The sequence below is a fragment of the Ulvibacterium sp. genome, from assembly GCF_965248315.1.
GTDB lineage: Bacteria > Bacteroidota > Bacteroidia > Flavobacteriales > Flavobacteriaceae > Ulvibacterium.
This window is the reverse complement of record NZ_CBDFIX010000002.1, coordinates 1,194,454-1,220,458: the sequence shown is the minus strand read 5'-3', so window position 1 is coordinate 1,220,458 and position 26,005 is coordinate 1,194,454. Positions and strand designations below refer to the sequence as shown.

At 43.3% G+C, this 26,005-nt stretch carries 17 protein-coding genes; 4 read left to right on the top strand and 13 right to left on the bottom strand.

All coding sequences use genetic code 11. From position 1 onward, the window contains the following. Position 1: 1 nt before the first annotated feature. From ACP2AF_RS06645 to ACP2AF_RS06605, 9 genes are all read right to left on the bottom strand, one after another. Positions 2–835, bottom strand: a complete 834-nt coding sequence (locus ACP2AF_RS06645; protein ID WP_425238012.1) for an alpha/beta hydrolase — start codon at positions 833–835, stop codon at positions 2–4. Beyond that, entirely contained in the window at positions 835–1,413 is a 579-nt protein-coding gene (locus ACP2AF_RS06640; protein WP_425235452.1) for a RidA family protein, read from the bottom strand. The genes ACP2AF_RS06645 and ACP2AF_RS06640 overlap by 1 nt, the downstream gene beginning before the upstream one ends. A gap of 23 nt (positions 1,414–1,436) precedes the next feature. After that, a complete protein-coding gene (locus tag ACP2AF_RS06635) occupies positions 1,437–2,651 on the bottom strand; it encodes an aminotransferase class V-fold PLP-dependent enzyme (RefSeq protein WP_425235451.1) in 1,215 nt (404 codons plus the stop codon). A 14-nt stretch (positions 2,652–2,665) separates the two neighbouring features. Continuing rightward, on the bottom strand, positions 2,666–3,142 hold the full coding sequence (locus ACP2AF_RS06630) for a RidA family protein (protein WP_425235450.1): 477 nt from the start codon (positions 3,140–3,142) through the stop codon (positions 2,666–2,668). Between the two features lie 115 nt (positions 3,143–3,257). Further along, entirely contained in the window at positions 3,258–4,175 is a 918-nt protein-coding gene (locus ACP2AF_RS06625; protein WP_425235449.1) for an RraA family protein, read from the bottom strand. Positions 4,176–4,181: 6 nt separating this feature from the next. Beyond that, entirely contained in the window at positions 4,182–5,306 is a 1,125-nt protein-coding gene (locus ACP2AF_RS06620) for a bile acid:sodium symporter family protein (protein ID WP_425235448.1), read from the bottom strand. Positions 5,307–5,316: 10 nt separating this feature from the next. Further along, positions 5,317–6,483: an amidohydrolase/deacetylase family metallohydrolase gene (locus ACP2AF_RS06615; RefSeq protein WP_425235447.1), complete on the bottom strand. Its 1,167-nt coding sequence runs from the start codon at positions 6,481–6,483 to the stop codon at positions 5,317–5,319. 107 nt (positions 6,484–6,590) lie between these two features. Beyond that, the gene (locus tag ACP2AF_RS06610) at positions 6,591–8,357 is read right to left on the bottom strand and encodes a PQQ-dependent sugar dehydrogenase (protein WP_425235446.1); all 1,767 of its coding nucleotides are present in this window, start codon (positions 8,355–8,357) and stop codon (positions 6,591–6,593) included. 166 nt (positions 8,358–8,523) lie between these two features. Next, positions 8,524–9,246 carry a carbohydrate-binding family 9-like protein gene (locus tag ACP2AF_RS06605; RefSeq protein ID WP_425235445.1) on the bottom strand — a complete coding sequence of 241 codons (723 nt, stop codon included), beginning with the start codon at positions 9,244–9,246 and terminating at the stop codon, positions 8,524–8,526. A 226-nt stretch (positions 9,247–9,472) separates the two neighbouring features. On the opposite strand from ACP2AF_RS06605, the gene ACP2AF_RS06600 reads away from it, so the two are divergent. Continuing rightward, complete coding sequence (locus tag ACP2AF_RS06600) at positions 9,473–12,016, top strand: PSD1 and planctomycete cytochrome C domain-containing protein (protein ID WP_425235444.1); 2,544 nt, start codon at positions 9,473–9,475, stop codon at positions 12,014–12,016. Positions 12,017–12,026: 10 nt separating this feature from the next. Next, entirely contained in the window at positions 12,027–13,499 is a 1,473-nt protein-coding gene (locus ACP2AF_RS06595; protein ID WP_425235443.1) for a DUF1501 domain-containing protein, read from the top strand. 105 nt (positions 13,500–13,604) lie between these two features. Here the strand turns inward: ACP2AF_RS06595 and ACP2AF_RS06590 are convergent, their stop codons facing one another. Both ACP2AF_RS06590 and ACP2AF_RS06585 read right to left on the bottom strand, forming a co-directional pair. After that, complete coding sequence (locus ACP2AF_RS06590) at positions 13,605–14,261, bottom strand: 3-keto-disaccharide hydrolase (RefSeq protein ID WP_425235442.1); 657 nt, start codon at positions 14,259–14,261, stop codon at positions 13,605–13,607. Between the two features lie 136 nt (positions 14,262–14,397). Further along, positions 14,398–15,783: a sulfatase family protein gene (locus ACP2AF_RS06585; protein WP_425235441.1), complete on the bottom strand. Its 1,386-nt coding sequence runs from the start codon at positions 15,781–15,783 to the stop codon at positions 14,398–14,400. 247 nt (positions 15,784–16,030) lie between these two features. On the opposite strand from ACP2AF_RS06585, the gene ACP2AF_RS06580 reads away from it, so the two are divergent. Together ACP2AF_RS06580 and ACP2AF_RS06575 are read left to right on the top strand one after the other, a co-directional pair. Then, on the top strand, positions 16,031–17,296 hold the full coding sequence (locus ACP2AF_RS06580) for a multiheme c-type cytochrome (protein WP_425235440.1): 1,266 nt from the start codon (positions 16,031–16,033) through the stop codon (positions 17,294–17,296). A gap of 139 nt (positions 17,297–17,435) precedes the next feature. Then, the gene (locus ACP2AF_RS06575; protein ID WP_425235439.1) at positions 17,436–20,774 is read left to right on the top strand and encodes a VCBS repeat-containing protein; all 3,339 of its coding nucleotides are present in this window, start codon (positions 17,436–17,438) and stop codon (positions 20,772–20,774) included. A 320-nt stretch (positions 20,775–21,094) separates the two neighbouring features. Here ACP2AF_RS06575 and ACP2AF_RS06570 read toward each other — a convergent pair whose 3' ends face one another. Together ACP2AF_RS06570 and ACP2AF_RS06565 are read right to left on the bottom strand one after the other, a co-directional pair. Continuing rightward, the gene (locus ACP2AF_RS06570) at positions 21,095–22,639 is read right to left on the bottom strand and encodes a RagB/SusD family nutrient uptake outer membrane protein (protein WP_425235438.1); all 1,545 of its coding nucleotides are present in this window, start codon (positions 22,637–22,639) and stop codon (positions 21,095–21,097) included. A gap of 14 nt (positions 22,640–22,653) precedes the next feature. Next, positions 22,654–25,770, bottom strand: a complete 3,117-nt coding sequence (locus tag ACP2AF_RS06565) for a SusC/RagA family TonB-linked outer membrane protein (RefSeq protein ID WP_425235437.1) — start codon at positions 25,768–25,770, stop codon at positions 22,654–22,656. Positions 25,771–26,005: the final 235 nt, after the last annotated feature.

Sequence of the window (26,005 nt, the reverse complement as noted above, 5' to 3'; positions counted from 1 at the left end):
GTTATTCCGTATCCATTAACTTGGATTTCTCATTGACAAAATTCAACAACAAAGGAATGGCGGGATACACCATATTATGACCATAACCATCTAATTCCATGAGTTCTATATCCGGATGTTCCACTACTTTCATCATTCTATAGAAATAGGCATTTTCTTCATAGCGACCCAATAGTTCCAATTCACGGTTACCAGTAATCAACAGCATAGGTGGGGCATCCTTTCGAACATGGAATAGTGGAGCGTATGGGTTTACAATAGGCTGCGTACCTTTGATTCCCATTTCTTTTCTAATGGTAAAATGGGCTATGGTATGTCCACTGAAAGGAATCAATCCTGCAATATCGTTTGCATCGACTCCATGTTTTTCGAGATATTGCTTATCGAGCCCAACCATACTGGCTAAATAGCCTCCCGCGGAATGTCCAGTAACGAAAATCTTTTTGGGGTTCCCGTTATATCGTTCAATATTCTTGAATGTCCATGCCACAGCGGCAGCTGCATCTTCAATATATATCGGATGTTTAACTTTAGGGTGCATCCTATAATTCACGGTTACGACCACAACGCCTTTTTCCAGTAAACCTTCAGGAATATGTTTCTCGCCAAATTCCAGTCCTCCACCGTGAAACCACACAACCGTAGAAACATTGACCGTATCCTGGGGATAGTACACATCCAGTTTACAACGCTCCTTTACATATGGGTCGGAAACTTGCGTTTTTTCATCATAATACGGAATATCCTTTTCAAGGACATGGGTTACGTTTTGCCCGAATACAAAGGTCCCGCACAGGATAAGAACAAAAGTCGGTATTTGAACCAGGATCCTTATCAATCGTAAACCTCAACGATCATCTCTACCTCTATGGCAATATCACTTGGTAAAGCTCCCATCCCCACGGCTGCCCTGGCGTGTTTGCCGTTTTCTCCAAAAACGGCCACCATTAAATCGGAATATCCGTTAACGACTTTGGGTTGATCTGTAAAATCAGGAGTGCTGTTGACCATACCCAATACTTTTACGATGCGCTTTACTTTATTTAGATTGCCCAATTCCGCCTTAAGTACGGAAAGTTGGTTGATTCCTGTAATACGCGCAGCCTCATAACCTTCTTCTATAGTGAGGTTGCCCCCCAATTTCCCGGTAATGTTCTCACCATCCGGCTTCAATGGGCCCTTGCCTGCTAAAAAAATTAGGTTTCCCGTCCGTACGGCATTTACGTAATTGGCCACTGGAGCAGAGGGCGTGCTAAGCTGAATGCCCAATTCAGATAGCTTTGCCTCGGGATTGTAACCATCCGGCACCGTATTTTCTATCTTAGTTTCGGTTTCAGCGGCTTGCTTGTTCTCCTGAACTGTTTGACAGGAAATAAGCAAGAGCAGGGCGGCGGTGGATAAAACTACTTTCATTTTAGGTTTTTTAGAAGTTAATTCTAAGCATTCTCCAGGATTTCCTTAACACGGGCAGCTACAATGCGTTCCTGTCCAGGTTCCATCATCCAAGTAGTGATTCCCACTTCTTCTTTGTTACCAACGGTCTCAATGGAAGGATGTCCATCGCGAAGTTTTTTCCGCATTTCATCCTTTGAGATTTTCACCACATTTTCATCCCATCGTATTCTTAGACTGGGTACATGATTGGCATGTGGCGGAACATGGATTTCAGTTTCTACTCCTTTTACGGATTTGGCATTATCACTGATCAGTTTAATCTGGTCTTCCCAAAGTTGCCATTCCTTTTTATGGTCTTTGGCCAAATAAAGTTCCAAGGCTACCAACATCCCTAAAACCTCTTCTTTATTAACTTTCATCCCTCGGGCTATGGTTGTGCCTCTAGGTGGGGTATGCATACGGGCAGCTTCTATATATTTTCTTTTGCCCAGTAATAACCCTGCACTTTGAGGCCCTCGGATACCTTTACCTCCCGAAAACGCTACCAGATCAAAACCCATTTTGGTAAATTTAAAGAGGTTCTCCACCGGTGGAACATCTGCCGCACAATCAATAAAGGTGGGGATGTTATGCTTCTTGCCAAGTGCCACAAATTCCTCCCATTTAATTTCCCCTTGCTCGGTGTTCGCGTTTAAAAACCAGAGCATGGCCGTTTTTTTAGAAATGGCTTTTTCCAGTTCCTTAGCCGTTTTTACCCGAACCAGTTTTGCACCGGTATTAGTCAAGGCTTGGGTATATCCTATGTTATGGGATTCCTGAAGGATGACTTCATTTTTCATGCCCTCAGTGTTGGGCAGTTGTTTCACCTTTTCCTGGTCCGTTCCACATAACACGCCGGCCATTCCAATGCTCATGGCACCAAAACACCCGGATGATACCGTGGCATATTCACAATCCAATAATTGAGCAATCCGCTCCCCGACCTTATCCTGTAATTCATCCAGGTTAACGTAGTCCGATGTACCATAAGTTATGGCATCGGTAACCTCTTTTGGCATCAATGACCCTGTCATTGAAGTATAGGTTCCCGCAGCATTTATAAAAGTGCGTATTCCCAATTCTTTGAAAAAATCCCGCGCCAAGGGTTTAGTAATGGTTTTTTCCACCACTTTTGCCCTGAGCAATTCAGGTCCCAATAGGCCACCGACCAAAGGAAGGGCAGATAACGTTTTCAATACTTTTCTTCTACTACTCATGATTTCTTTTTTTATTAGTCCACTGCCGCGATACAGTCCATCTCCACCAACGACTTACCAGGAACGCCGCCATAAGTGGCAACCGTTGTCCGGACTGGTGGGTTCTTTCCGAAACGCCCCCGGAATACTTCGTTCATACCCTTGTAATCCTGGAGGTCGGCCAGATATACATTTACCTTCAATACTTTTTCCATGGAGGAACCATTTCGTTCCAGTTCCTTCTGTAATTCCTGCAATACTATCTCCGTATGCGCTTTGATTTCAAAGGGTTCAACATGTGCCCCTTTTCCTGCAATATACAATGTATTCCCATGTTTTACGGCACCGGAAAAAAGTGGAATATCCTGATCGGTCACAATATCACCAACCACCTCTTTTGTTACTCTTGTATTCTTATCCATTGCGTTAACCGTGCCTATACCGAATAGTGCGGCAATACCCATTCCCATTTTTTTAAAGGATGCCCTTCGTGTTGTCTTTTTGTTCGTCATAATTCTGTCTTTATTTAGTTAATTCAAGATGTAGGATGGAGACCACCCTGCTTCGATTTACTGTAAGGATACCCTCCCTTTTTTGAGGAGATTAGCTTCCTTTGAATTTAGTGTTTTACCAAGTCCGTTTTTTCAATAATTCCTGTATTTGCTCCTTGGGTACGGGGAGTTCATCTATATGACTTTTAAGCCATTGTGAAAAATCCTTTTCTATTTCATCCGTCCACTTATTATCAATTTGTCCCGGAGTATACTTACCTTCTTTGAGCCTACCAATTCCGAACAAATCCCGCAAGCGCACTACTTCCGAAGTGACCACTATCTTTTCGGCCAAATGGGCCGGTATAAAAACGACACCCTCTTTTTTGGCCAAAACGATATCCCCAGGTAAAACCGTAGCGGCACCAATTCGGATAGGGGAATTAATACTTTCCAGCATTACCTCTTGCAAGAAAGATGGGTGCCAACCCCTTACAAAGGCATTGAAGCCCTCTATTTCGGATAGCCCTTCCATATCTCGGCTTGAAGCGTTGAAAACCACTCCGTTTTTTGACTTTGCATAGATAGAGTTGCCCAAATTATCACCGATCAACGTGCCGTCTACAATTTTTCCGAAGCCATCAGCTACATACACATCTCCCTCAACAAGCATATCGATCGGCCATGAATTCGTATTGCCAATCTGGCCCTCATCCAATCCCTTTTTCTTAATTTGATCTGAAACGTCCGGACGATTGGGCATGTATTGAACGGTAAGGGCACGACCTACAATGGGCACATCATCATGTAAGGGTTCCCACCCTCCTTCAAATTGATTGTGGTATCCCTCATTTCTAAGGGTTCCCCAAGCTTCCTCGATCGTGACACTTTTCATCCGTTCCAAAACACTATTGGGTACTTTGGGTCTCCCATCTTCAAAACGTTCTCCTTCCCATTGCGGGGTAAGGAACATCATGTAGTCCTTGGAAGCCGTTTGGCCACAGGTTAGGTGGCCTACCAATAGCATCAGAAATAAAGATTTAGTCCAGTTCATCCGTAATTAATTTTTAGTATCGATTTGTATTTCTTCCAGTGGTTTTTTCGTCTCTTTGGAGGCATCCTTATCCCGCCAATAGGTAGCTAGGGAAGAACCTGAAATGTTCATCCATGGGCCAAACACGGCCGGAGCCAGACCTACCGTAGCCACTTTTCCCATTTCCAAAGCAATGCCGGAAGCCAACCCTCCGTTCTGCATCCCTACCTCCAGAGCTATAGTCCTACAATCCCTCTCATTCATTTTGAACAAACGGCATCCCCAATATCCAAGAAAGTAGCCGGCAGCATTGTGGACAATGGCCGCTACCACAAGCAGCAAACCTATGGTTAGGAGATTATCCCTACCTGCAGCAGTTATGATCATGATGATTAAGGCAATACCCCCCATAGAGACTATGGGCATGGCCCTATCCAACCATTGCGCCTTTCCGTGAAAAAAATGATTAAAGAGCAATCCCACGATTATTGGTGCGATTACAATTTTTAATATACTCAGCATCATTCCCCAAAAATCAATAGGAACAAACTGCCCGGCAAAAGTCTCCATAAGCAAGGGGGTCATTAAAGGAGCCAAAAGCGTGGATACCGCTGTCAGCGTAACGGACAAAGCTACATTGGCCTTTGCCAAATAAGACATTACATTGGAGGCCAATCCACTAGGGGAAGACCCTATTAAAACAACACCTGCCGCAATCTCTGGGGGAAATCCAAAAATAGTGGCAAGACCAAGTCCTAGCAAGGGCATTATCGTAAACTGGCAGACAACACCGACCAAAACCCCTTTGGGCATTTTTACGACACCCCAGAAATCCTTGATACTCATGGCCGTACCCATACCGAACATAATGACCTGCAAAAGAGGCACAATCAACAATTTCATTTGAAAATCCCCTATCTGCCTTAAATATCCAGGATAGAACATGGCATAGGAAACAGCGGCAAATATTAATATGGTAAAGGAAAAGCCCTTAAAAAAATGATGGCCCCTAGCCGATAACGCCAATAATAATAGAAAAAGAATTAGGGAAGGCCCGGTCCGGTCCCCCATACCCATAATCAAGAGTATTATTGTAACCAATAGAAAAACCATAGCGGCTACAAATAGAATAATAGATGTCTTTTTCTTCATGAAGGCTTGTTTATTCGTTCCACGGTTTGCTGGCCAAACCGTTTAAATCGTACATAACGATACCGTCCTTAATAGTAAGTTCGCATTCCAATTTTTGATTGCCCATCATTTTCTTTTTTTGGACATCTATAAAACCGAAGTCCCCTTTGAGCAGGTTCAAAACGGCCACATCCGCCACAGCACCTTCAGAGAGATGGCCCAGGTCCTCCCTTTGGATGATCTGTGCAGGTCGCCATGTTGAAGCAGCAATAACCTCTTGTAGGGGCATATCCATATTCAGAAACTTGGACATTACATTGATTTGGCTCTTCATGCCCCCATTCATACTACCTGTGTGCAAATCTGTACTAATAGAATTGGGGCTTAGTCCTTGCTCCATAGCAGGGATGGCTTGGTCAAAACGAAAACTACCCCCGCCATGGCCAACATCAAATAGGATTCCGCGTTTTTGGGCCTCAAAAACAAAATCCCTAACCTTTCCGTTTTCATCCACAATTGGGACCCTGCCCTTTACATTTGCATAGGCATGTGTGAAAATATCCCCAGGTCTCAACTTTTCCAAGAACAGGGTCTTTATGGACAGTTCGGGTTCACTACCTCCAAAATCTATCATGACGGGAATTCCCGCCTGTTTACCAGCTTCCACTGCTCGTTCTGTCGGTGTCCAATCAAATCCGTTATAGTGTGCCAACTTTACCCCCACCACAATATCCGGGAATTGCTCGGCAACCATAGTCGTCAATTTGGGATCCATATCCGCCACATTCTGCTCAATAGCCCCTCCTTTCATTCCCAGACCAACGATATTCAAAAAGGCCAGTACCCTGGTCTTTGAACGGTCAATCACCTGTTCCTTGAATTTCCTAAAATCCTTCCAACCGGAACTACCGGCATCAGCCACTGTGGTCACACCACTACGGAAGGTAAACCCATCCGGGGGCAAGGCACTAAAGCTATTGTTCAAATATCCAAAAGGGACCGTACCGTGAAAGTTATGGGTATGGATGTCCAATAGACCCGGAACTACATAAAATCCTTTGGCATTCACCACAACCTCCGCCTTATCTTTTGGTATATTGGAGTCTACTTTGGCAATCTTTCCCTCCTTTATGGCCACATCCATCACTTTGTCGATATCGTTTTTGGCATCAATGACATGGCCTCCTTTTATAAGCATATCATAGGTTTGGGCTGCAAACGTCGGGGTTGTTAAAAGGAATACCCCGTAGCAAAACAAGAATTTTAAGACTGTTGATTTCATATTGGTGTTCGCTTTAATGTTCTCTATTCCGTAGTAACTTGAATCGGTGTAACTGGTGTTCCGGAGGCCTCTTGGCTTTTACGCATTTTGGCCACTTCCTCTTCGTCTATAGCACTTGCTTCATTTCCAAAACTGGACCGGATGAAAGTAAGTACTTCGGCAATCTCCTTATCACTTAAAAAACTGTGTTGCGGCATTACCCCGTTATAGACTTCTTCACCTATTTTAAGGCTCCCTTCCATCCCTCTTAGCATTACCTCAATAAGCCGTTCCTTATCCCCGGTAACCCAATCGGTCCCATAAAGCGGGGGAAACCTTCCCGGTGCCCCTCCACCCTGTTTTTGGTGACAGGCACTACAATATTGATAGTAGATGCGTTCACCGCCTGAAACATCTTCCTCCATCAAGTTATCCGTAATCTTATCGGGAGTCCTTATATGGGAAAGTTTTTTTCGCTCTTCCATTTGAGCCAATTCTTCCTGTCCAAAAGTCTCCCTGTCCCCATCATACGTCACTTTCCAAATTTTACCTTTTACCGAATCGGAAATGTACATTTCCCCATCGGGTCCAACGGCCAAACCCATAGGTCTATGTACGGCATCCGTAACATCTACTATAGGGTCTACCTGGGCAAATCCATCGGCAAAAACTTCGACTTCCCCACTAGGTTTGCCATTTTTAAAAGGAACAAACCCCACAAAATAACCCGATTGTGGATAGGGTGCCCTATTGGTAGAACCATGAAAGGTAATAAAAGCTCCGTTCTTATAACGTTCTGGAAATGTATCACCCTGATAAAATATCAAATCGTTTGGGGCCCAATGCCCGGGAAAGCCTATAACCGGATCATCGTATTCCGCACACCGGCCAATAATCTTTCCGTCACCACCATATTCCGGGGCCAATACCTTCTTGCCCGACATCTGATCGTAATAGCAATAGGGCCAGCCAAAATGGGAACCTTCCGTAACCCTCATAAATTCCTCCGAAGGAAGCATTGCGCTCTGCCAAGATGAAAATGTATTGGGCCACAAGCGCAAAAGATCATCCCGGCCATGCATGACTACATACAACTCCTCATCAACGGGGTTCCAATTCATGGCTACAACAGATCTGATTCCAGAGGCATATTTATATCCATCCTTTTGGGTCTGGTTTAATTTATTGGCATCAAAACGCCAAATGCCCCCATGGTCCTCAAGTTGAGGACACGGGTCCAAACCAGGTGCCCCAGGTGTTCTTTTGGGATCTTGACAGGCATTGGAAGGTGCCCCAAAGGGAACGTACATATATCCTTTATTATCAAATGCAATGGGTTTTCCAATATGTTCGTGCTTCCCGTGTTCATGATCATCTCTCATTACAATTTCGGCATCACCTTCCGGAATCAAAGTACCTGGTTTTAATTTATGCCTATAAACCACCAAATCAGAACTGTAATAAATATAGCCATTGTAAATACGCATGGCGGTTGCATAACTCCATCTCGCTCGCTGATGTTTGCCCCCAAACTTTTCCGTGATATCCGAATAGCCATCTCCGTTGGTATCCTTTAGAGCGATTACTGAAGCATTTTCATGCGCATTGCGCAACTTGGCATAAAGGATGTTATCATCCGTGACATCCATATGCCGGACGGTCTCGGCAATACTGTCGATAACAACTAGGGACGAAAAACCCTCGGGAAGAAATAGGCCACCATCCTGGCCACTTGGGCTACATCCTAAAAAGAATTGGAGCGTACTGAGGCATACGGCACCTATTTTTAAACGGTATATAAATTTAGTCATCTTTAGTGTAAGGCAGTGGTAGTTAGTTTGAACTAGGTCAAGGTAAAATTCTTTTATCTAGAAAACAAGCGAAAACATCAAAATGTGCTCGAGCACACCCTGAGTTCCAAAGGGTCAAATTGGTTTGTTTAACAGCCATAGCTTAAAAAGATATTCTAGCTGAATTTCATTCAAAAATAAGGGTTCCAAAAAATTCGGGCCGATGAAAATCTGGACGCTCCGTACCAACTGGGTTCCAAGAAAGATAGTGCTTTTCGGCCGTATCGTCCCCGCACTTATAAAAATTAGATCTTGATGTAAGCCCCGCAAGCTTAATTCCTTTATGGGACGTCAACAATTCAGCTGGCAAAACGATGGTCATTTCCCATTGATGGCCTCCGCCCTTTTCGTCAAAAGGTAAATCTCCCAGGCTAGATTCCTTTTTAATAAGCCGTTCAATTTTTTTGGGAGCCACGAACTCACGGGTATGGCGATCCGGTCCATAGGCCAGATGTGGCGTTCCAATACAATTGAATTCAAAGTTGTAATAGCTTCCGTCTCCTAAGGGATCAAAAAAGAACTCTACACAACTATCACGGGATACCGAACTGTTGACCTCCGTGCGCGCAGCCAGAATATTTTGTTCGTTCACATAATATTTCAGCCAAATTTGGTTGTTGCTATGTGCAATCCTAAACTTAACCTCCGGCAAATAAGGAAACTTCTCCCAATTGATCACATTTATTGATTGCAATTCGGTTTGTTCTTCCAACAAGCGGGAGACCTCTTCCAAATCTATATGCTTTTTACTTTCTATTCTTTTAACGACCAGGGAATTCATAGTATCCGTTTCGGTTTGACCGTATACCGTGAAAAAAAACAAAAAGAATAGGATAGGGACAAACTTCATTTTGTAATAGTTCCTTTTGGATAAGAAAGATACATAACTTTAAAGGCTTTTCCCGCTCTACTGTATTTTTTCATCAGATTAACGTTTATTCTTATTGGTCGATTCGCGGATGATCGGGTGCGAACTTAGGACTTTCCGGTTAATAGGCTTATATGACTATCATAGAAGGGCATCCCATTAAATTTCAGTAAATTGAGGTGTTATTCCCGGCGATTTTAAGATTGTTATGAAATTTTCAAAATATTTATTTCTTTGGACGATTCTTATGGGGTTTATGGGTTGTGGCCCTCAAATGCCGGAGACGCTAAAAACCGCTTACGAAAAACTTCCAGAGAAAATCGATTTTAACTTTCATGTACGGCCAATCTTATCAGATCGCTGTTTCGCCTGCCATGGCCCAGACGAAAATGCAAGAAAGGCCAATCTTAGATTGGATACCAAAGAAGGGCTATTTTCGATGCTCGAGAGCAAAGAAACGTTTCCGGTCGTACCGGGTAAACCCAAAGAGAGTGAGATAATTGAGCGTGTCCTTCATGATGATCCGGAAATCATTATGCCTACTCCCGAAAGCAATCTAACCCTGACCGATACCGAAAAGGCCACTTTGCTAAAATGGGTGGAACAAGGGGCCGAATGGAAAACCCATTGGGCCTTCACCGCCCCAGTAAAAGTCCAACTTCCCAAAGTAAACGAACCTTCTTGGGCCAGGAACGAAATCGATTGTTTTGTGTTGGACAAGTTGGAATCCTTAGGATTGTCTCCTTCTATGGAGGCTAATAAAGAAACATTGATTAGACGGCTCTCCTTGGATCTTATTGGACTTCCACCAACCCCAGAGGAAGTCCATGCGTTTAAGAGCGATACGTCACCCAATGCCTATGAAAAGTTGGTGGACAGGCTTTTGACCTCTCCGGGATATGGTGAACGATGGGCCTGGGAATGGCTTGACGTTGCCCGTTATGCGGATACCAATGGGTTTCAGGGTGATGCCACCCGTAATATGTGGCCTTGGCGAGATTGGGTAATCCAGGCATTTAACGATAATATGCCTTATGATGAATTCACTATTAAGCAACTGGCAGGCGACCTTTTGCCCAACGCCACCCGGAACGATATTTTGGCAACCGGCTTCAATCGCAACCATACCTATAATACGGAAGGTGGCAGTATACCAGAGGAAACCCGCGTCACCAATGTTTTTGACCGAGTAGAAACCACAGGAACCGCCTGGCTGGGGCTTACTATGAATTGTGCACGTTGCCATGACCATAAGTACGATCAAATCACCCAAAAAGAGTATTATCAGATGTTCGATTACTTCAACCAGACCTCGGAAGAAGGTGGAGGTTGGGGAGGAAAATTAAAGCCATTGCTCGATTTAAGTCCGGAAGAAGAATTTAGGAAAAATCAAAGACTTCAGGCCCATGTAGATGAATTGATCGCCAAGGTAAAAGTCTTTGAGGATGAAAACTATCCACGGGATCCTGGAGTACCCATGTCCGAAGCAGAGGCCATTAAAAAAGTTAAGGGACTTGATACGCGTATCTTGATAAATCCACCAGATAAAAGGGGTACTGGAGCTTATAAGCAACTGGCGAATTATTTTAGGAATGTGCACCCTCAATATGGTCAATTATTGAATCAAGTATACAAGGCCATGCAGACCTATGACCAGGCCACCGTCAACGCCACTCAGGTAATGGTTATGGACGACGCCAAAGAACCCCGAATCACCTATATTCTTGATCGCGGTGGCTATGATAAACCCAGGATGGGCGAACCGATAAGCCGGGATGTACCCGCAATATTGCCCCCAATACCAGAAAATACCAGAAATAACCGTTTGGCATTGGCAAAATGGATCGTGTCCAAGGAGCAACCATTGACGGCAAGGGTGACCATAAATCGGTATTGGCAAGCCTTTTTTGGAAAGGGTATTGTAAAGACCATAGACGATTTTGGTGTTCAGAGTACATTACCGAGTCACCCGGAGCTGTTGGATTGGTTGGCCGTGGACTTCCAGGAAAACGGCTGGGATCTAAAGGCCTTGTTTAAAAAAATCGTGATGAGTGCCACCTATAGGCAAACCTCCAAGTTTAATAGTGAATTGCTGGAAATGGATCCCGAAAACCGCTATCTGGCCAGGGCCACAAGAATGCGATTACCGTCCTGGATGCTTCGTGACCAAGTGCTATATATGAGTGGACTCTTGGTGGATAGTATTGGCGGAAAGCCCGTTAAGCCTTATCAACCCAAAGGAATTTGGGAGGAGGCAACCTTTGGGTTTATTGCATACGAACAAGACCATGGGGATGATTTATACCGAAAAAGCCTGTACACCTTTTGGAGGCGAATTGTTGGCCCTACCTTTATATTCGACAATTCCCCAAGACAGGTCTGCACCGTAAAAAAGCCAGACACCAACACACCTTTGCATGCCCTCACCACTCTAAATGACATCACCTATATGGAAGCTTCACGGGTAATGGCAGAAAAAATACTAACCGCAAAGACCACAGATGACGAGCGCATCCGTTATCTTTTTGAATGGGCCACGGCCAGAGCTCCAGATGCTGAGGAAATTAAGATTTTGAAAAACAGATTGATTGAACTTCGTTCGGATTATACCTCCCTTCCCGAAGAGGCCCGGAAGCTTATTGCAATTGGCGAATATCCCTTAAACCCTGACTTGGCCGTAGCGGATTATGCCGCTTACACCGCATTGAGTTCCTTGGTGTTCAATTTGGACGAAACGATAACGAGACAATAATGGAAAAAAGATGAGACATCCTTTTGAGGAATATCAAGCGGGCATGACCCGCCGGAATTTTTTTGGGAAAATGGCACAAGGCATCGGTGTGGCCGCCTTGGGAAGCATGCTAAATCCTTTATCGGCCTTGGCTTCAAACTCCAGCCGAGCAAGGTTAACAGGGAACGAATCGGGACTCCCCCATTTTGCCCCCAAGGCCAAAAGGGTCATTTATCTTTTCCAAAATGGGGCACCTTCACATATCGACCTTTTTGATTACAAGCCGATTCTCAAAAAATGGCACGGCACCCAAATACCGGATTCACTGACCGCAGGAAAGCGTTTCTCAACCATGACCGGAGAACAGACCGAGCGACCTGTAATCGCTGAAATTGCCAATTTCGCCCAACATGGCCAAAGCGGTGCCTGGGTTTCCGATTTTATGCCTGAAACAGCTAAAATTGCCGATGAGCTTTGTTTTATCAAGTCTATGTACACCGAATCGGTAAACCATGCCCCGGCCATAACGTTTTTCCTAACCGGTTCCGAACAACCTGGAAGACCCAGTATGGGGTCTTGGCTTACCTACGGACTTGGAAGTACCGCAAAAGACCTCCCTGATTTTGTTGCCATGACATCACGGGATAAAGAGGCCAGCTGTGGACAGATTTTCTACGATTATTATTGGGGTAGTGGGTTTTTGCCCAGCAAGTTTCAAGGTGTAAAATTTCGGGGCGGAGGCGACCCCGTACTTTATCTAAAAAACCCTGAGGGGCTGAGCCGCGAAATGCGCCGTAAGATTCTGGATGATATGCAAATCCTTAATCAACATAATCTTGAGGAGTTTGGGGATCCGGAGATAAAGACCCGTATTGCACAATATGAGATGGCCTATAAAATGCAAATGAGTGTACCAGAGCTTACCGATTTTTCCGATGAGCCCCAACATATTTTAGATATGTACGGCCCCGATGTATACCGCAAGGGTAGTTTTGCCTATAACTGTCTCATGGCAAGACGCCTTGCCGAAAGGGATGTACGTTTTATTCAATGCATGCATGCCGGATGGGACCAGCACCGGAACCTTAATTACCAACTAAAAATTCAATGTCAGGATACGGACCAACCCAGTGCTGCACTGATAAAAGATTTGAAGCAACGTGGTATGTTGGAGGACACTTTGGTAATTTGGGGCGGGGAATTTGGCAGAACCCCCTTTTTACAGGGAAACATCGCCGACTATCGCAATTGGGGCCGTGACCATCACCCTTATGTATTTACAATTTGGATGGCCGGAGCGGGTGTAAAGCCAGGTATTTCTTATGGTGCTTCCGATGATTTTGGTTTCAACCCAGTAGAGGGCAATGTACATGTACATGACTTTCAGGCCACGGTAATGCATTTGATGGGCATAGACCATGAACAATTTACCTTTAAACACCAAGGAAGACGCTACCGGCTAACCGATGTTCATGGCCATGTGGTGAAGGATATCCTAGCCTAGGGGCTATTAACAAACTATTGGAAAGGAATCGTTTTGAAACCCATATCAATCTTTGGACTTACTGCAAGATTACTAAATCAACATCAGGCACCGATAGCCACTGCACTATGGCAAGACCTTGACCATGATATCCTTATAATACACAATACTCTTCGGGTCATGTCCTTGTAACGCAAAGGTTCCGCCATTTAAGATACGGTGCTTGTCCCCTTCCCCCCTGTTCGGGTTTTCCGGTTCCGTATAATCCACAACTACGATATCATTTATTTTGACTATTATCCGTTTGCCTTCTACTTTGACGTACTCCGTATACCAGACATCGTCCTTTACATATTTTTCCTTGACATCTACAATGGCGTATAAGCTACCTGTTCTTCTCCAATCTTCCTGCGAATTATTGACCTGGACCTCATACCCGTGTGCAGGCCATCCATCTTCCTGATATCTTGTATGGATATAGATTCCCGAATTTGCACCAGGTTTGGTCATTACAGATGCTTTAAATTCAAAATTTTGAAAGTTATGGCCTTTCACATCGCCCGCATAAAACAAATGAGCTCTGGGACCGGCTACTTTAATGGCACCATCTTCCACAGAAAACGTAGAGGCATTATTACCTACTTTCCAGCCGTCGAAATCCTTTCCATTGAACAGGGAAACCCAACCTTTAGCGTTGTTGTTTTCCATTTTCTGGCCTAAGGCCATAGTAAAAAATCCTAAGCATATCAATCCCGATAAGGCATATTTTAAAGTGTGTTTCATTTGCTTTTATTTTTACTTATAATGTTTTCACAAAGTATAAAAAATAAATCAGTAATGATATAAGATCTGTGATGCAAATAGTTTTATAATGACATGGATGACCTTAGGTTTGTTTATGCAACAGTTCCATTTGAATCTATTTTGCCATTTTCTTTAGATTCTCATAGAGACTGCGTTGATTCTCCAGCACATTGGTATATTTGGGATCTGAGACCAGGTTAATTTCTTCCAGAGGATCATTGGATAAATCGTACAACTCTTCATAATCGTATTCTGTATATTTAATATACTTAAGCCCAGTACTTATTACCCCTTCCGATACAGGTATTTTTGGGCTTCCAAAAAAAGAATGTTCGTAGAAAAAAGAAGAACGGGTACTGCCGTTGTTCTTCATTATAGCAACAAGATCCAGTCCTTGCATGGATTCTGGTGGGTCAATTCCGGCAAATCCTAAAATTGTGGGAGCAATATCTACGTTCAACGCAATCTGGTCTTTTCTCCCTTTAAGGCTGCCTTCCCTTGGATCATATATAATGAGGGGAACACGAACCGATTCCTCATAGGGATACCATTTTCCGGCTAGACCATGCTCTCCCAGAAACATTCCATTATCCCCCATAAAAACAATGACGGTATTTTTGTCCAATCCTTTTTCTTCTAACTGCTGTCTGAGAGCCCCTACCACATCGTCCACTCCGGTCAGTAATCTGTAGTAGTTCTTAACACTACGTTGGTACTTTTCAGGGGTATTGAACCGAAGTTTCCAACGCTCGCGCCCAATATTTTCATCGGTACGGAAAAAGTCGGGGAAAGACTCCCAATATTTTGGGTCCGCCGTTTTTGGTTCGGGGATTTCGACATCTTTGTAATGGTCAGCATATACCGGATCGGGTATAAATTGCCGTTCATCGCCATCTTGCACATGGGGTGCTTTAAAACTAACCGAAAGACAAAAAGGCCGGTCATCTACTTCATTGATAAAAGTCTCAATGTTATTGGCAACCACATCCGTATAATGAATATAGTTTCCATTTTCATCGGTATTTTCATAATCGGGTTGACCTTTTTCAGTGCAAGCCCAAAAATCGAACAAAGCTTTGGGATGTACCTTGGCCTCCCCGACACCATATTTGCCAATAAAGCCAATTTTGTATCCGTTGCCTTTCAATACAAGGGGATAGGTATCCTCCAAGGCATCTGCGGAAAGACCCGTTTTAAAATCATGGATTTCGTGTCTGGATTCATATTGCCCCGTTAACATACTGGCACGGCTAACGGCGCAAATGGAAGTCGTGACATAAGCATTCTTAAAAAGTAGTCCATTGTTGGCCAATTCATCCAGATGTGGTGTTTGGATTATGGTATTCCCCATAGCACCCAGAGCATCCCAACGCTGGTCATCTGTAAGTAAATAGATGATATTGGGTGGGGCCGGTTTTACCTTTTCAGGCTTCTCGGAACAACCCAGGATAGCAAGTGCCAAAATAACAATCTTCACATGTCCCTTGAAAGATGAATACATAATGTTTTTGGAATAGAACTGTGGTGTGGTTTGTTTGTAAGATAAGAACATTTTGTATCCGGACAAAAAAGTATCTACATAATAAAACGTTATTTAGGAATCTGTATCGCGTATAAAAAACTACTTAATTCTGGTAATTTGATCAAAAAAATTCCGCCTCTTCTCTAAAATTGGCCTTATATTAACCAATAAGGTTTAATTCTAATATTGATGGGGATAAACAAGCCCAAAAATGTAAAATGCCACAATGAGCCAGAACAAATTCCAAAACCGGTTTCTATCTATCCGGATGTTTTTCTGGCTATTTTTCATTCTATTATTGGGAATATATATCTATTTCCGTAGACCTTTAATATCAAAATCCAATTATCAGGATATAAAGCCCCTTGCGACCCATTCCAATGGGGAAAACTATGTAGGTTCCGAAGCATGTAAGGAATGTCATGCGGATATTTACCACATACATTTGGAAACCGCCCATTACCAAAGTTCGTCTTTGGCCAATCCCGCTTTAGTAAAAGGGAGCTTTAAAGAAAATGAAAATCTGTACCGATTAAACGATAGTATTCAATTCAAAATGCTCTTGGAAGATTCAGAAATATATCAAGAGGCCTGGAATATAAATGCCCAAGAAAAGATGTCCAGATCCAAAATTGATGTGGTTATCGGTTCAGGAACCAAGGGACAATCCTATTTATCATGGGATGATGATAAGCTATATCAACTACAGGTTTCTTATTTTAACCCCACCAACAGTTGGACCAATAGTCCCGGTATTCCAATGGAACTAATGGAACACCGTCGCCCCGCTAATGCCAAATGTTTGGAATGTCATACCACATTTGCAAAAAATACGGCTTTATACGGTATGGGCAATTCCTATGATAAATCTCAAATAGTTTATGGCGTCGATTGTGAACGCTGTCACGGGCCTTCACAGAAACATGTAACTTTTCACAAAGACAATCCCGAAATCAGCGAAGCCAGATTCGTTATAAGTCATGATACCCTATCCCAACTACAGCGTTTGGATGCCTGCGCATTATGCCATTCAGGAGTTAGGATGGACATACAGCCTGCCTTTCTTTTTTTGACCGGGGATAAACTATCGGAATATTCCCTTCCGGATTCAAATGTAAAAGATTTGAAAGAAGTGGATGTACATGGCAACCAGTATGATCTTTTAAGAGCCAGTAAGTGTTTTAAACAGACAGAGCGCATGGATTGCACCAGCTGTCATGACCCCCACAAGAGTGAAAGAGGAGATAGCGTATCCTTTAACAAGAAATGCATGGAGTGCCATTCCGTGAACTCCGTTTTCTGTAATGTCGATTCCTCGCTTTCTAACCAGAAAAATACAAATTGCATCGCTTGCCATATGCCGCTTATCCCATCCAAATCCATGATTATGCAAATAGGCCGGGATAGTCTGAAAGTTCCGGTAAAGGTGCGTACACATTTAATTGATATCTATGCGCAATCCACTGCCGAAACAATAGATGAAAAAATGTAAAGAACTACTTTTAGCTTCGGTATTTTTTTGTCAGGTTCTACCCGTATTTTTAACTTTCAAAAATCATCAGAAAACCCATTGGTATTGCCCTTTCCATAGTACAAATTCAGTACCTTAGAGACTGCAAAAAAAATTGCATATGTTTAAAAATGTATGGGGGGTATTGTTCCTGATTTTCCTATTTTCAGGATGCTCCGAAAACAAATCCACACAAAGAAGATTCGTCCATTTGGATGCTACAGCCACGGGCATAAACTTCGTTAACCAAATTACCGAGAATGATAGTATTAACGTGGTAAACTTCCAATACTGCTACAATGGAGGCGGAGTGGGTATTGGTGACTTTGACCAAAATGGTCTTCCGGACATTGTATTTTCCGGAAACCAGGTTTCCTCAAAAATCTATTTGAACCGAGGTGACCTCACCTTTTCGGATATTTCGGAGGAAGCAAATTTTAGGACCTCCTCCTGGGTGACCGGAGTGTCCATAGTTGACATTAACTCCGATGGGTTGGACGACATCTATCTAAATGTTGGTGGAGCAGATTGCCAGAATAATTGCAACAATCTTCTATTTATAAATCAAGGAGTACAAGCCAATGGAATCCCCACCTTTACTGAAGAGGCAAAGGCCTATGGATTGGATGATAGCAATTACTCACAACAGGCAGTATTCTTTGACTTTGACCATGACGGGGACTTGGATGTTTATATAGCGCACAACGGCAATTCCAATATTGACAAAAACAACCCATTTCCTAAACAATATCTACCGCCCCATCTAAAGGATTTCCTGCTTCGAAATGACACCAAATCAGATATTCCACATCCGGTATTCACCAATGTATCCGACAGCGTTGGTATTACGCATAGCGGTTTTGGCCTGGGTCTGGGCATAAACGATTTTAACAAAGATGGGTTGACGGACATTTACGTGGCCAACGATTTCATTACCGAGGACCTCCTGTATATTCAACAGAATCATCCAGATAGCACAATGCCTTTTTTTCTGGAAAAGAGCAAGGAATTTCTAGGTCATGAAACTTACAACTCCATGGGCATGGATTTTAACGATCTGAACAATGACAGCCGTCCCGACATCCTGGTCGTGGATATGTTGCCGAAGGATTATGAAAGGCACAAGAAAATGTTGGGAATGATGAATTATGAAAAATATCTGCTTTCGTTAAAAAACGACTACAGCGCCCAGTATGTACGTAACACCTTGCAAATGAATAACGGCCAATTAAACGGAAAAACCATCAAATCCAGTGAAATTGGTTTTCTTAAGGGAATAGCCAGCACAGACTGGAGTTGGGCGCCCTTAATGCTGGATTTGGACAACGATTCCGACAAGGATATCTATATCTCCAACGGTTATGTGAAAGATGTGGCGGACTTGGATTACATCAATTATTCCGGTTTAAACAATATGTTCGGTACTACGGAGGAACGTATCGTCAAGCAAATTGAGTTTGCCAATAATCTGGATAGCATCTATTTACCGAATTTCATTTATGAAAATAAGGAATCAGCAGGTTTCTCTGATGTTTCTGCTAGTTGGATTACCGAAAAGCCTTCATATTCCAACGGGGTAGCCCATGCTGATTTGGATCTTGATGGGGATTTGGACCTGGTAATCAACAACATTAACGAAGCGGCCTTTGTATTGGAAAATAGGACTTCGGACGATTCTGATACACATTTTTTTCGGTTGCGACTAGAAGGAAACCCAAAAAACGTCCACGGCATCGGATCCCAAATAACCCTTTGGGACCAAGGCAAGGCACAGTATCAGTTTCAATCAGTTATTCGAGGGTATTTATCTTCCATGGAACCTATTTTACATTTTGGGGTAAAGGATACCCTTATAGACTCCCTGCAAATTGTATGGCCCAATGGGAAAGTCCAAATGATTCGAAATCTTCCAGCCGATCAAACGTTGACACTTAGCATAAAAAGTGCCAAAGCGAATCCTGTTCCGGATCGTGGAAGTGAGCTTTTGTTCAAAACCAATGATGGACTGTTGGAGCATACCCACTCCGAAAATAGCTTCAACGAATTTGACCGGCAACGTTTGCTTGTGCGCCAGTACTCCCGACAGGGACCCTGCCTAGCAGTTGGGAATTTGGATGGCAAACCTGGAGATGAATTGTTTGTAGGAGGAAGTAATGGTCAGTCCGGGACGATTTGGACGCAGGGTAATTCGGGTTCTTATCAGGTAACCCAGGAATTGGATTCCCAATATGAGGATTCCGATGCTGCTTTTGTGGATATTGACGGCGACGGTGATTTAGATTTATACGTTGCTAGTGGGGGCACAGAGTTTGGACAGGTTTCCCAAAACTATTTGGATCGATTGTATCTTAACAATGGCCAGGGGCAATTGGAAAAAACTGAAAAATGGCTTCCCGAAGTTCTTGAGAGTACGCATTGCGTTAGGCCGTTTGATTTTGACCATGACGGGGATATGGATTTCTTTGTGGGATCAAGAAATGTTCCAGATAGATATCCGGAGGCTCCCAAAAGTCGTTTGTTGATCAATGAAAATGGAGCAATGGTAGAAACCAGGAATACATCCATTTCAAGGGTTGGTATGGTTACCGATGCACAGTGGGTAGATGTGGACGGAGACAAATGGGAAGATCTGGTTTTGGTAGGCGAATGGATGCCTATTACTATATTTAAAAATGACGCAGGTAACTTAAAACCAATGGATTCTTCATTTAAAAGCGGCGAGAACAAATCAATGAACACAGCGGGGTGGTGGAATTGTATTGTCCCGGCCGATTTTGATAACGATGGAGATATGGATTTTTTGTTGGGTAATCAAGGGTTAAATGGGTTCATGAATCCTACACAGGACAAACCATTGTATATTTATAAGGGGGATTTCGACCAAAATGGAAGCCCTGACCCCATTCTGGCACAATACTTTGATACCGAAAATGAACCTCGTCTATTACCCATACATACGCGGGATGATATTGTAGCCCAGTTGGTCAGTTTAAAAAAGAGGTACCTTACCTATGATGCCTTTGTAAAGGTAGATTTCGCCAAGCTATTGAACATATCCAATCTTGAGGAGGAAACCCTACGGGCCTTTACATTTCAAAGTAGTTATATGGAAAATTTGGGGAATGGAACTTTTGACCTCTCCCCGCTTCCGGAAATTTGCCAAATTGCTCCCGTTAATGAAATTTTAGTGGATGATTTTAATGATGATGGACAGCTTGATGCGCTTTTGGTAGGAAACGATTTTTCTTCCGAGACCCTGTATGGAAAAGCGGACGCCCTTACCGGACTGTTCTTAAAACAGGATAAGAGTCGCGGTTTTACCCCTATCTCTAGCTCTGATTCCGGTTTTTATGTTCCCGGACAATCCCATCATTTGGAGCAATTCTTGGATACGGAGGGATATCCTTGGATTATCGCTACACAGAATAATGAAGAGATAAAAATCTTTTCTTGGAAGTAGCGCGGCAATAAAGGTTCATCAAAAACAGATCGCCTTAATAAATATTAAATATACATTTCCCTGAAACTAATTTCACTAAGTGCCCAACCCTCCCCATTATTTCGCGAAATAAAATGGTTTTAGAAAATAATGGAATTTGCTATTCCAGGCAATAAATTTATCACTGTGTAGTTCAAGTTTTACAATCTGATCATTGAGGTAAAAATTCATTGTACTATCGATTGCCCTAACAAGACATCTTCATGAAAAAAGAGAGGATAATAGAATCTATTATCCTCTCGAAAAATCACTTATAATAAAACTAACTCAAAAAATTCTCATTAATATCCAGGATTTTGATCCGCATTGGTCAAATCCGGATTACCGTCGATTTCATTTTGGGGAATGGGCAAAAATTCATGCTTGCCAGTTTGGTAGTTCTCCAATACCTGGGATGCCAAGCCCCATCGTTGTAAATCAAAGTAGCGCACCTGTTCGCCTGCCAGTTCCACGGCACGTTCGTGCACTATGGCATCGAACACCTCTTGTTGCGAACCTACGGGATACCCTCTGGAATCCATTTCAGCCGTACCATAGTTAGGCATCCCAACCCTATCCCTAACTTGGTTAAGCAAGGAAATAGCAGCTGCTTGGTTGCCCAATTCATTTTCTGCTTCGGCCCACATCAACAATACATCAGCATAACGAATAACCCTAAAGTTAATTCCACTATATTCAAATCCATCCGTGGTTCTCGTATCCAAATTTTGATACTTTCTCCATGCAGGAGAAGCTATGGTAAACACCAAAGGTAAGTTTCCATCGGCGTCAGGATCTCCAAATGCCACTGGACCATTTATTGGTAGCTCCGATCCTGGGGGAAAGGTTTGGCCTCCAAAGACACTTCCATCACTATAGAAATAGGCATCAAAACGTGGGTCGTCATCCTCATACTCATCCAATAGATTTGGCCGTACAATAATATTTGCAAAATTCAAAGGGGAATATTCAATGCCACGGAATGTACTTTCGCGGACCCCATTTCCTGTTGCGTTCCACTGATCACCTCCAATTTCCTGGCTATAGTTTACTTCAAATATGGATTCCGAGTTGAACTCCCCGGCTATATTCCCATTGTCTCGGGGATTAACCCCTACTATGGTATACCCCTGGATAGCCTCAAACTCGGCCTTGGCCTCTGCCCACTGGCCTCTAAACAAATGGGCCTTCCCTTTAAGAGCTTGCGCTGCACCTCTAGTAGCCCTCCCTTGTGGCGTGCTGCCCACTTCGGGTAAATTGGCAACCGCAAAGGCCAAATCCTCAAAAATAAGATTATATACTTCTTCCTGAGTTGCTTTTGGCACTCCTCCGGTCTCCGAGGCTACCGTAGAAGTAGGACGTGGAATGCCTCCCCAAAGATTGGTCAACTTAAAGAAATACAAGGCCCTCAAGAAGCGAACTTCACCCAAACGTTGATTAATTTCACTTTCCGGAACGTTCTGTATCAATCCTTCCTCCGCGGCCTCAAGTACAAAGTTGCAACTATTGATTCCTCTATAGGCCGCCGTCCAAAAAGTAAAGAATTCCCCTAAGGAAGGGTCAAAAGTGTAGTCCATAAAAGCTTTTAGACCGCCTTGAAGCGCATCGGTACCCAGATTCTCTTGGGACAAATTATCGAAAAGGAAAAACGCAATTCTACCATACATTCCCTGCGACTGCAAAAACGAATAGGCTGAATTAACAGCAGATTGCAGTTCCCCGGAATTTTGGAAAAAGGTTTCTGGAACGATAACATTGGGGTCTAGGAGTTCCAACTCCTCTTCCTTGCAGCTTACCATACCCACAAATACCGCTACAAATGTTATAATTATTTTCTTTGTCTTCATCTCTAATTTTTTTTTTAAAATTCTATCTGTAATCCTGCCAAAACGGTCCTCGCCTGTGGGAAACGGCCCTGGTCCAATCCGATGGTGTTAATATCAGTGCCATTATCTAAAACTGGTACAATTTCTGGGTCATAACCCGAATAGTCAGTGAAAGTAATTAAATTTTGACCACTTACGTAAAACCGTAAACTGCTTATGGATCCATTGGCAAAGTTGCCCAAAACTCTGCTAGGAATAGTATACCCCAGCGTCATACTTCGCACTCGTGTAAATGATCCATCCTCGATAAAACGATCGGAAACCTGTTCATTCCCTGTAAATCCAGGGGTAGCTTTAGGGATGGTCTGGGAAGGGTTGGTCGGCGACCAACGATCTAAGACCACAGTACTCATATTAAATAATCTGGCCTGTTGTTCCAAAGTAAGTCGGAAACCATTATAAATATCCCTACCATATTCCCCAACTAGGAAAACTGAGAAATCCAAGTTTTTATATTTAAAATTGAAATCGGCCCCCAATTGGAAATCCGGATTGGGATTACCGATAACCACCCTGTCATCGGCATTAATGGCTCCATCATTGTTGGTATCCACGTATCGGACATTCCCCGGTTCGGCATTGTTTTGAGTAGCATGCGCATCTACTTCAGCCTGGTTTTGGAAAATGCCATCGGTTCGCAATCCAAAAAAGTGGAAGGGTGCCTCTCCTACCAAAAGTCTTGTGTGTAACTGTTGAAACCAACTTCCAGAAAAAATAGCATCTACACTACCTAATGAAGTTACCTCTTGGTTGAGGGTGGCAAACATGTTAAAGTTGGCTCCCCAAGTGAAGTCTCCTTCAAAATCCTTATAACCTACTGTGAATTCCAGACCTGTCAGTTCGGTACCACCTACATTCCGGGTCTGGTTGGCAGTGGTTGCACCCAAAGAGGATGGCAAAGGAACATCAACCAGAAGCCCATCACTTTCATTTTTGAAATACTCTCCAGATATAGTCAAGGCGTTATTGAAAAAGGCCAAATCCGCACCTATATTCAAAGAGGTCAGTTCCTCCCATTGCAATTGTTCATTAGGTATTCTGGCCGGCCGTGTACCACTGACCAAGGCACCATCAATAACGTAGTTAAAATCGGTCAACAGTCCCGTCTGAAACTGATAATTTCCAATGTTATTGTTCCCGGTAATTCCCCAACTCGCTCTCAATTTCAAGCTTGATAGGTCCTCACTATTCTGTAGGAAAGGGAGGTTCGCCAAATTGACCGCTCCAGATACTGAGGGGAAATAACCCCATTGGTTGCCTGGCGCAAATCTTGAAGATCCGTCCGCCCTTAAGGTACCGCTTAAAAAGAAGGTACGATCAAAATCATAACCAATCCTTCCAAATACGGAGTGTAGATTATTCTCATTCTCGGAACTGGTCAAGTTCTCTACCTCATTGGGATTAAGGTTCTGTACATTATCCGTCAAAGGGTTGATGGTAAAGGCATCGATCCGATCAAAGACCGTTCGGTTGCGCTCATAACCCGCCAAGACATCCAAATTGTGTTTGTCGTTAATAGTCGTATTGTAGTTAAGTGTATTGGTCACCACCGTGCTCAGATTTCTCCTCCTGTTATCCCGGGTCTCTGAAAACAGGCGTGTTCTTGAGCCCGTAGGAATGGAAGGTTCAAAATTGTCCTGATTGGTAAAGGAATGGTCCAGCCCAATGGTCAATTTATAAGTTAAACCTGGAATGATTTCATAACTACCAAAAACCGATCCGACTAAACTCGTCTGCGTGGTCAAGAATTCTCCATTTTCCCTAAGCCGTACCGGGTTTTCAATATCCTGACCGTTGAAGGAAGTGGTAATTTCCGAATAGAAATTGGTCTCCTCGTCAAAAACAGGTCGGGTGGGATCAAAACGAGTGGCATTGCCCAAGATAGTGCCCCCGTCACCCCCAAAGGTCCTGGATATCCCTAAGTTCAAAGTCTGGCCCATCGTAATCTTATCGCTCAAGTCTATAGTGGTGTTAAGACCCACGGAATACCTATCAAATCGGGATTCTATCAAGGCTCCTTCTTGATTCAAATACCCTAAACGAACACTGTAAGTAGCATTTTCGCTACCTCCGGAAGCTTCAATATCATAATTTTGCCATAGCCCAGTCCTAAGGATTTCGTCTTGATAATTGGTACTTACCGCTGGATCAAAATTGCCAGGCTGCAATCCAGGATAAATTTGGTTCCCTGGTACCACTGGATCCGCGTCATAAGCTTCCGACGCATATTGTCGGTACTGATCGGCATTTAGTACATCCAAGGTTTTGGGAATCGTGGAAAGACCTGCATATGTGCTGGCCCTAAAACTAGTCCTTCCCTTTTTACCTCCCTTGGTCTTGATCAAAACCACCCCATTGGATGCCCTAGATCCATAAATGGCGGCACTGGAGGCATCTTTTAGGATATCCACTGATTCAATAGCCTCTGCAGGTATATTATTCAGGTTACCGGTAGGTACTCCATCCACGATAAACAAAGGCTGATTGTTTCCAAAAGTTCCCAATCCCCGAATTGTTACCAAAGGTGCGGCTCCAGGAGTACCTCTATTGGTTACCTGTACCCCTGCTGCCCTTCCTTGTAGGGCTTGTTCCACACCAATTGCCGGAGTTTCCACCAGATCCTCATTGGTTACGGAGGAAATGGCATTGGTTACGGCCGCCCTGCTTTGGGTACCGTATCCTACCAGTACCACTTCATCCAATTGGCTGGCATCTTCCTGAAGCGTTACATTTATTGTTGCCTGTCCATTGACAGGTATTTCCTGAGCAGCATAACCTATGTAACTTATAACCAAAGTAGCACCGCTATCCACATTTATGGTATAGTTACCGTCAAAATCGGTTTGGGTACCATTGGTGGTACCTTTTTCTACAATACTTGCACCAGGTAGTGGTGCTCCGGTATCATCGGTCACCGTACCGGTTACCGAAGATTGAAATACTGCAGTTTTGGGATTGTCCAAATTTTCCGCCTCACTGGCCAAAGCCACCTGAAGGCCCAGAAAAAGCAGTAGGGATAAGAGCCACGATTTGAGAAAATCATGATTTCTCGCCTGTGGCCATAAAAAATGTTTCTTGTGTTTTTGCGTCATAATAGTTGAGTTGTTGGGTTAATTAAAACGTATTCTATTCTACCAAACCTAATACTAATCAGGAATCAAGTTCTCCCGATTTATAAAATTATAGTAAAAAGGGATTTTTGATTTCTTGTATTTTGTCAATTGCGAATCATAAAATTACAGATCTGTTTTATTAAAATATCCATCAAAAGAAGTTTGCTTTTTTATAAATATGCTATTTTAAGGAATAGTTTCATGTTTTAGGTCA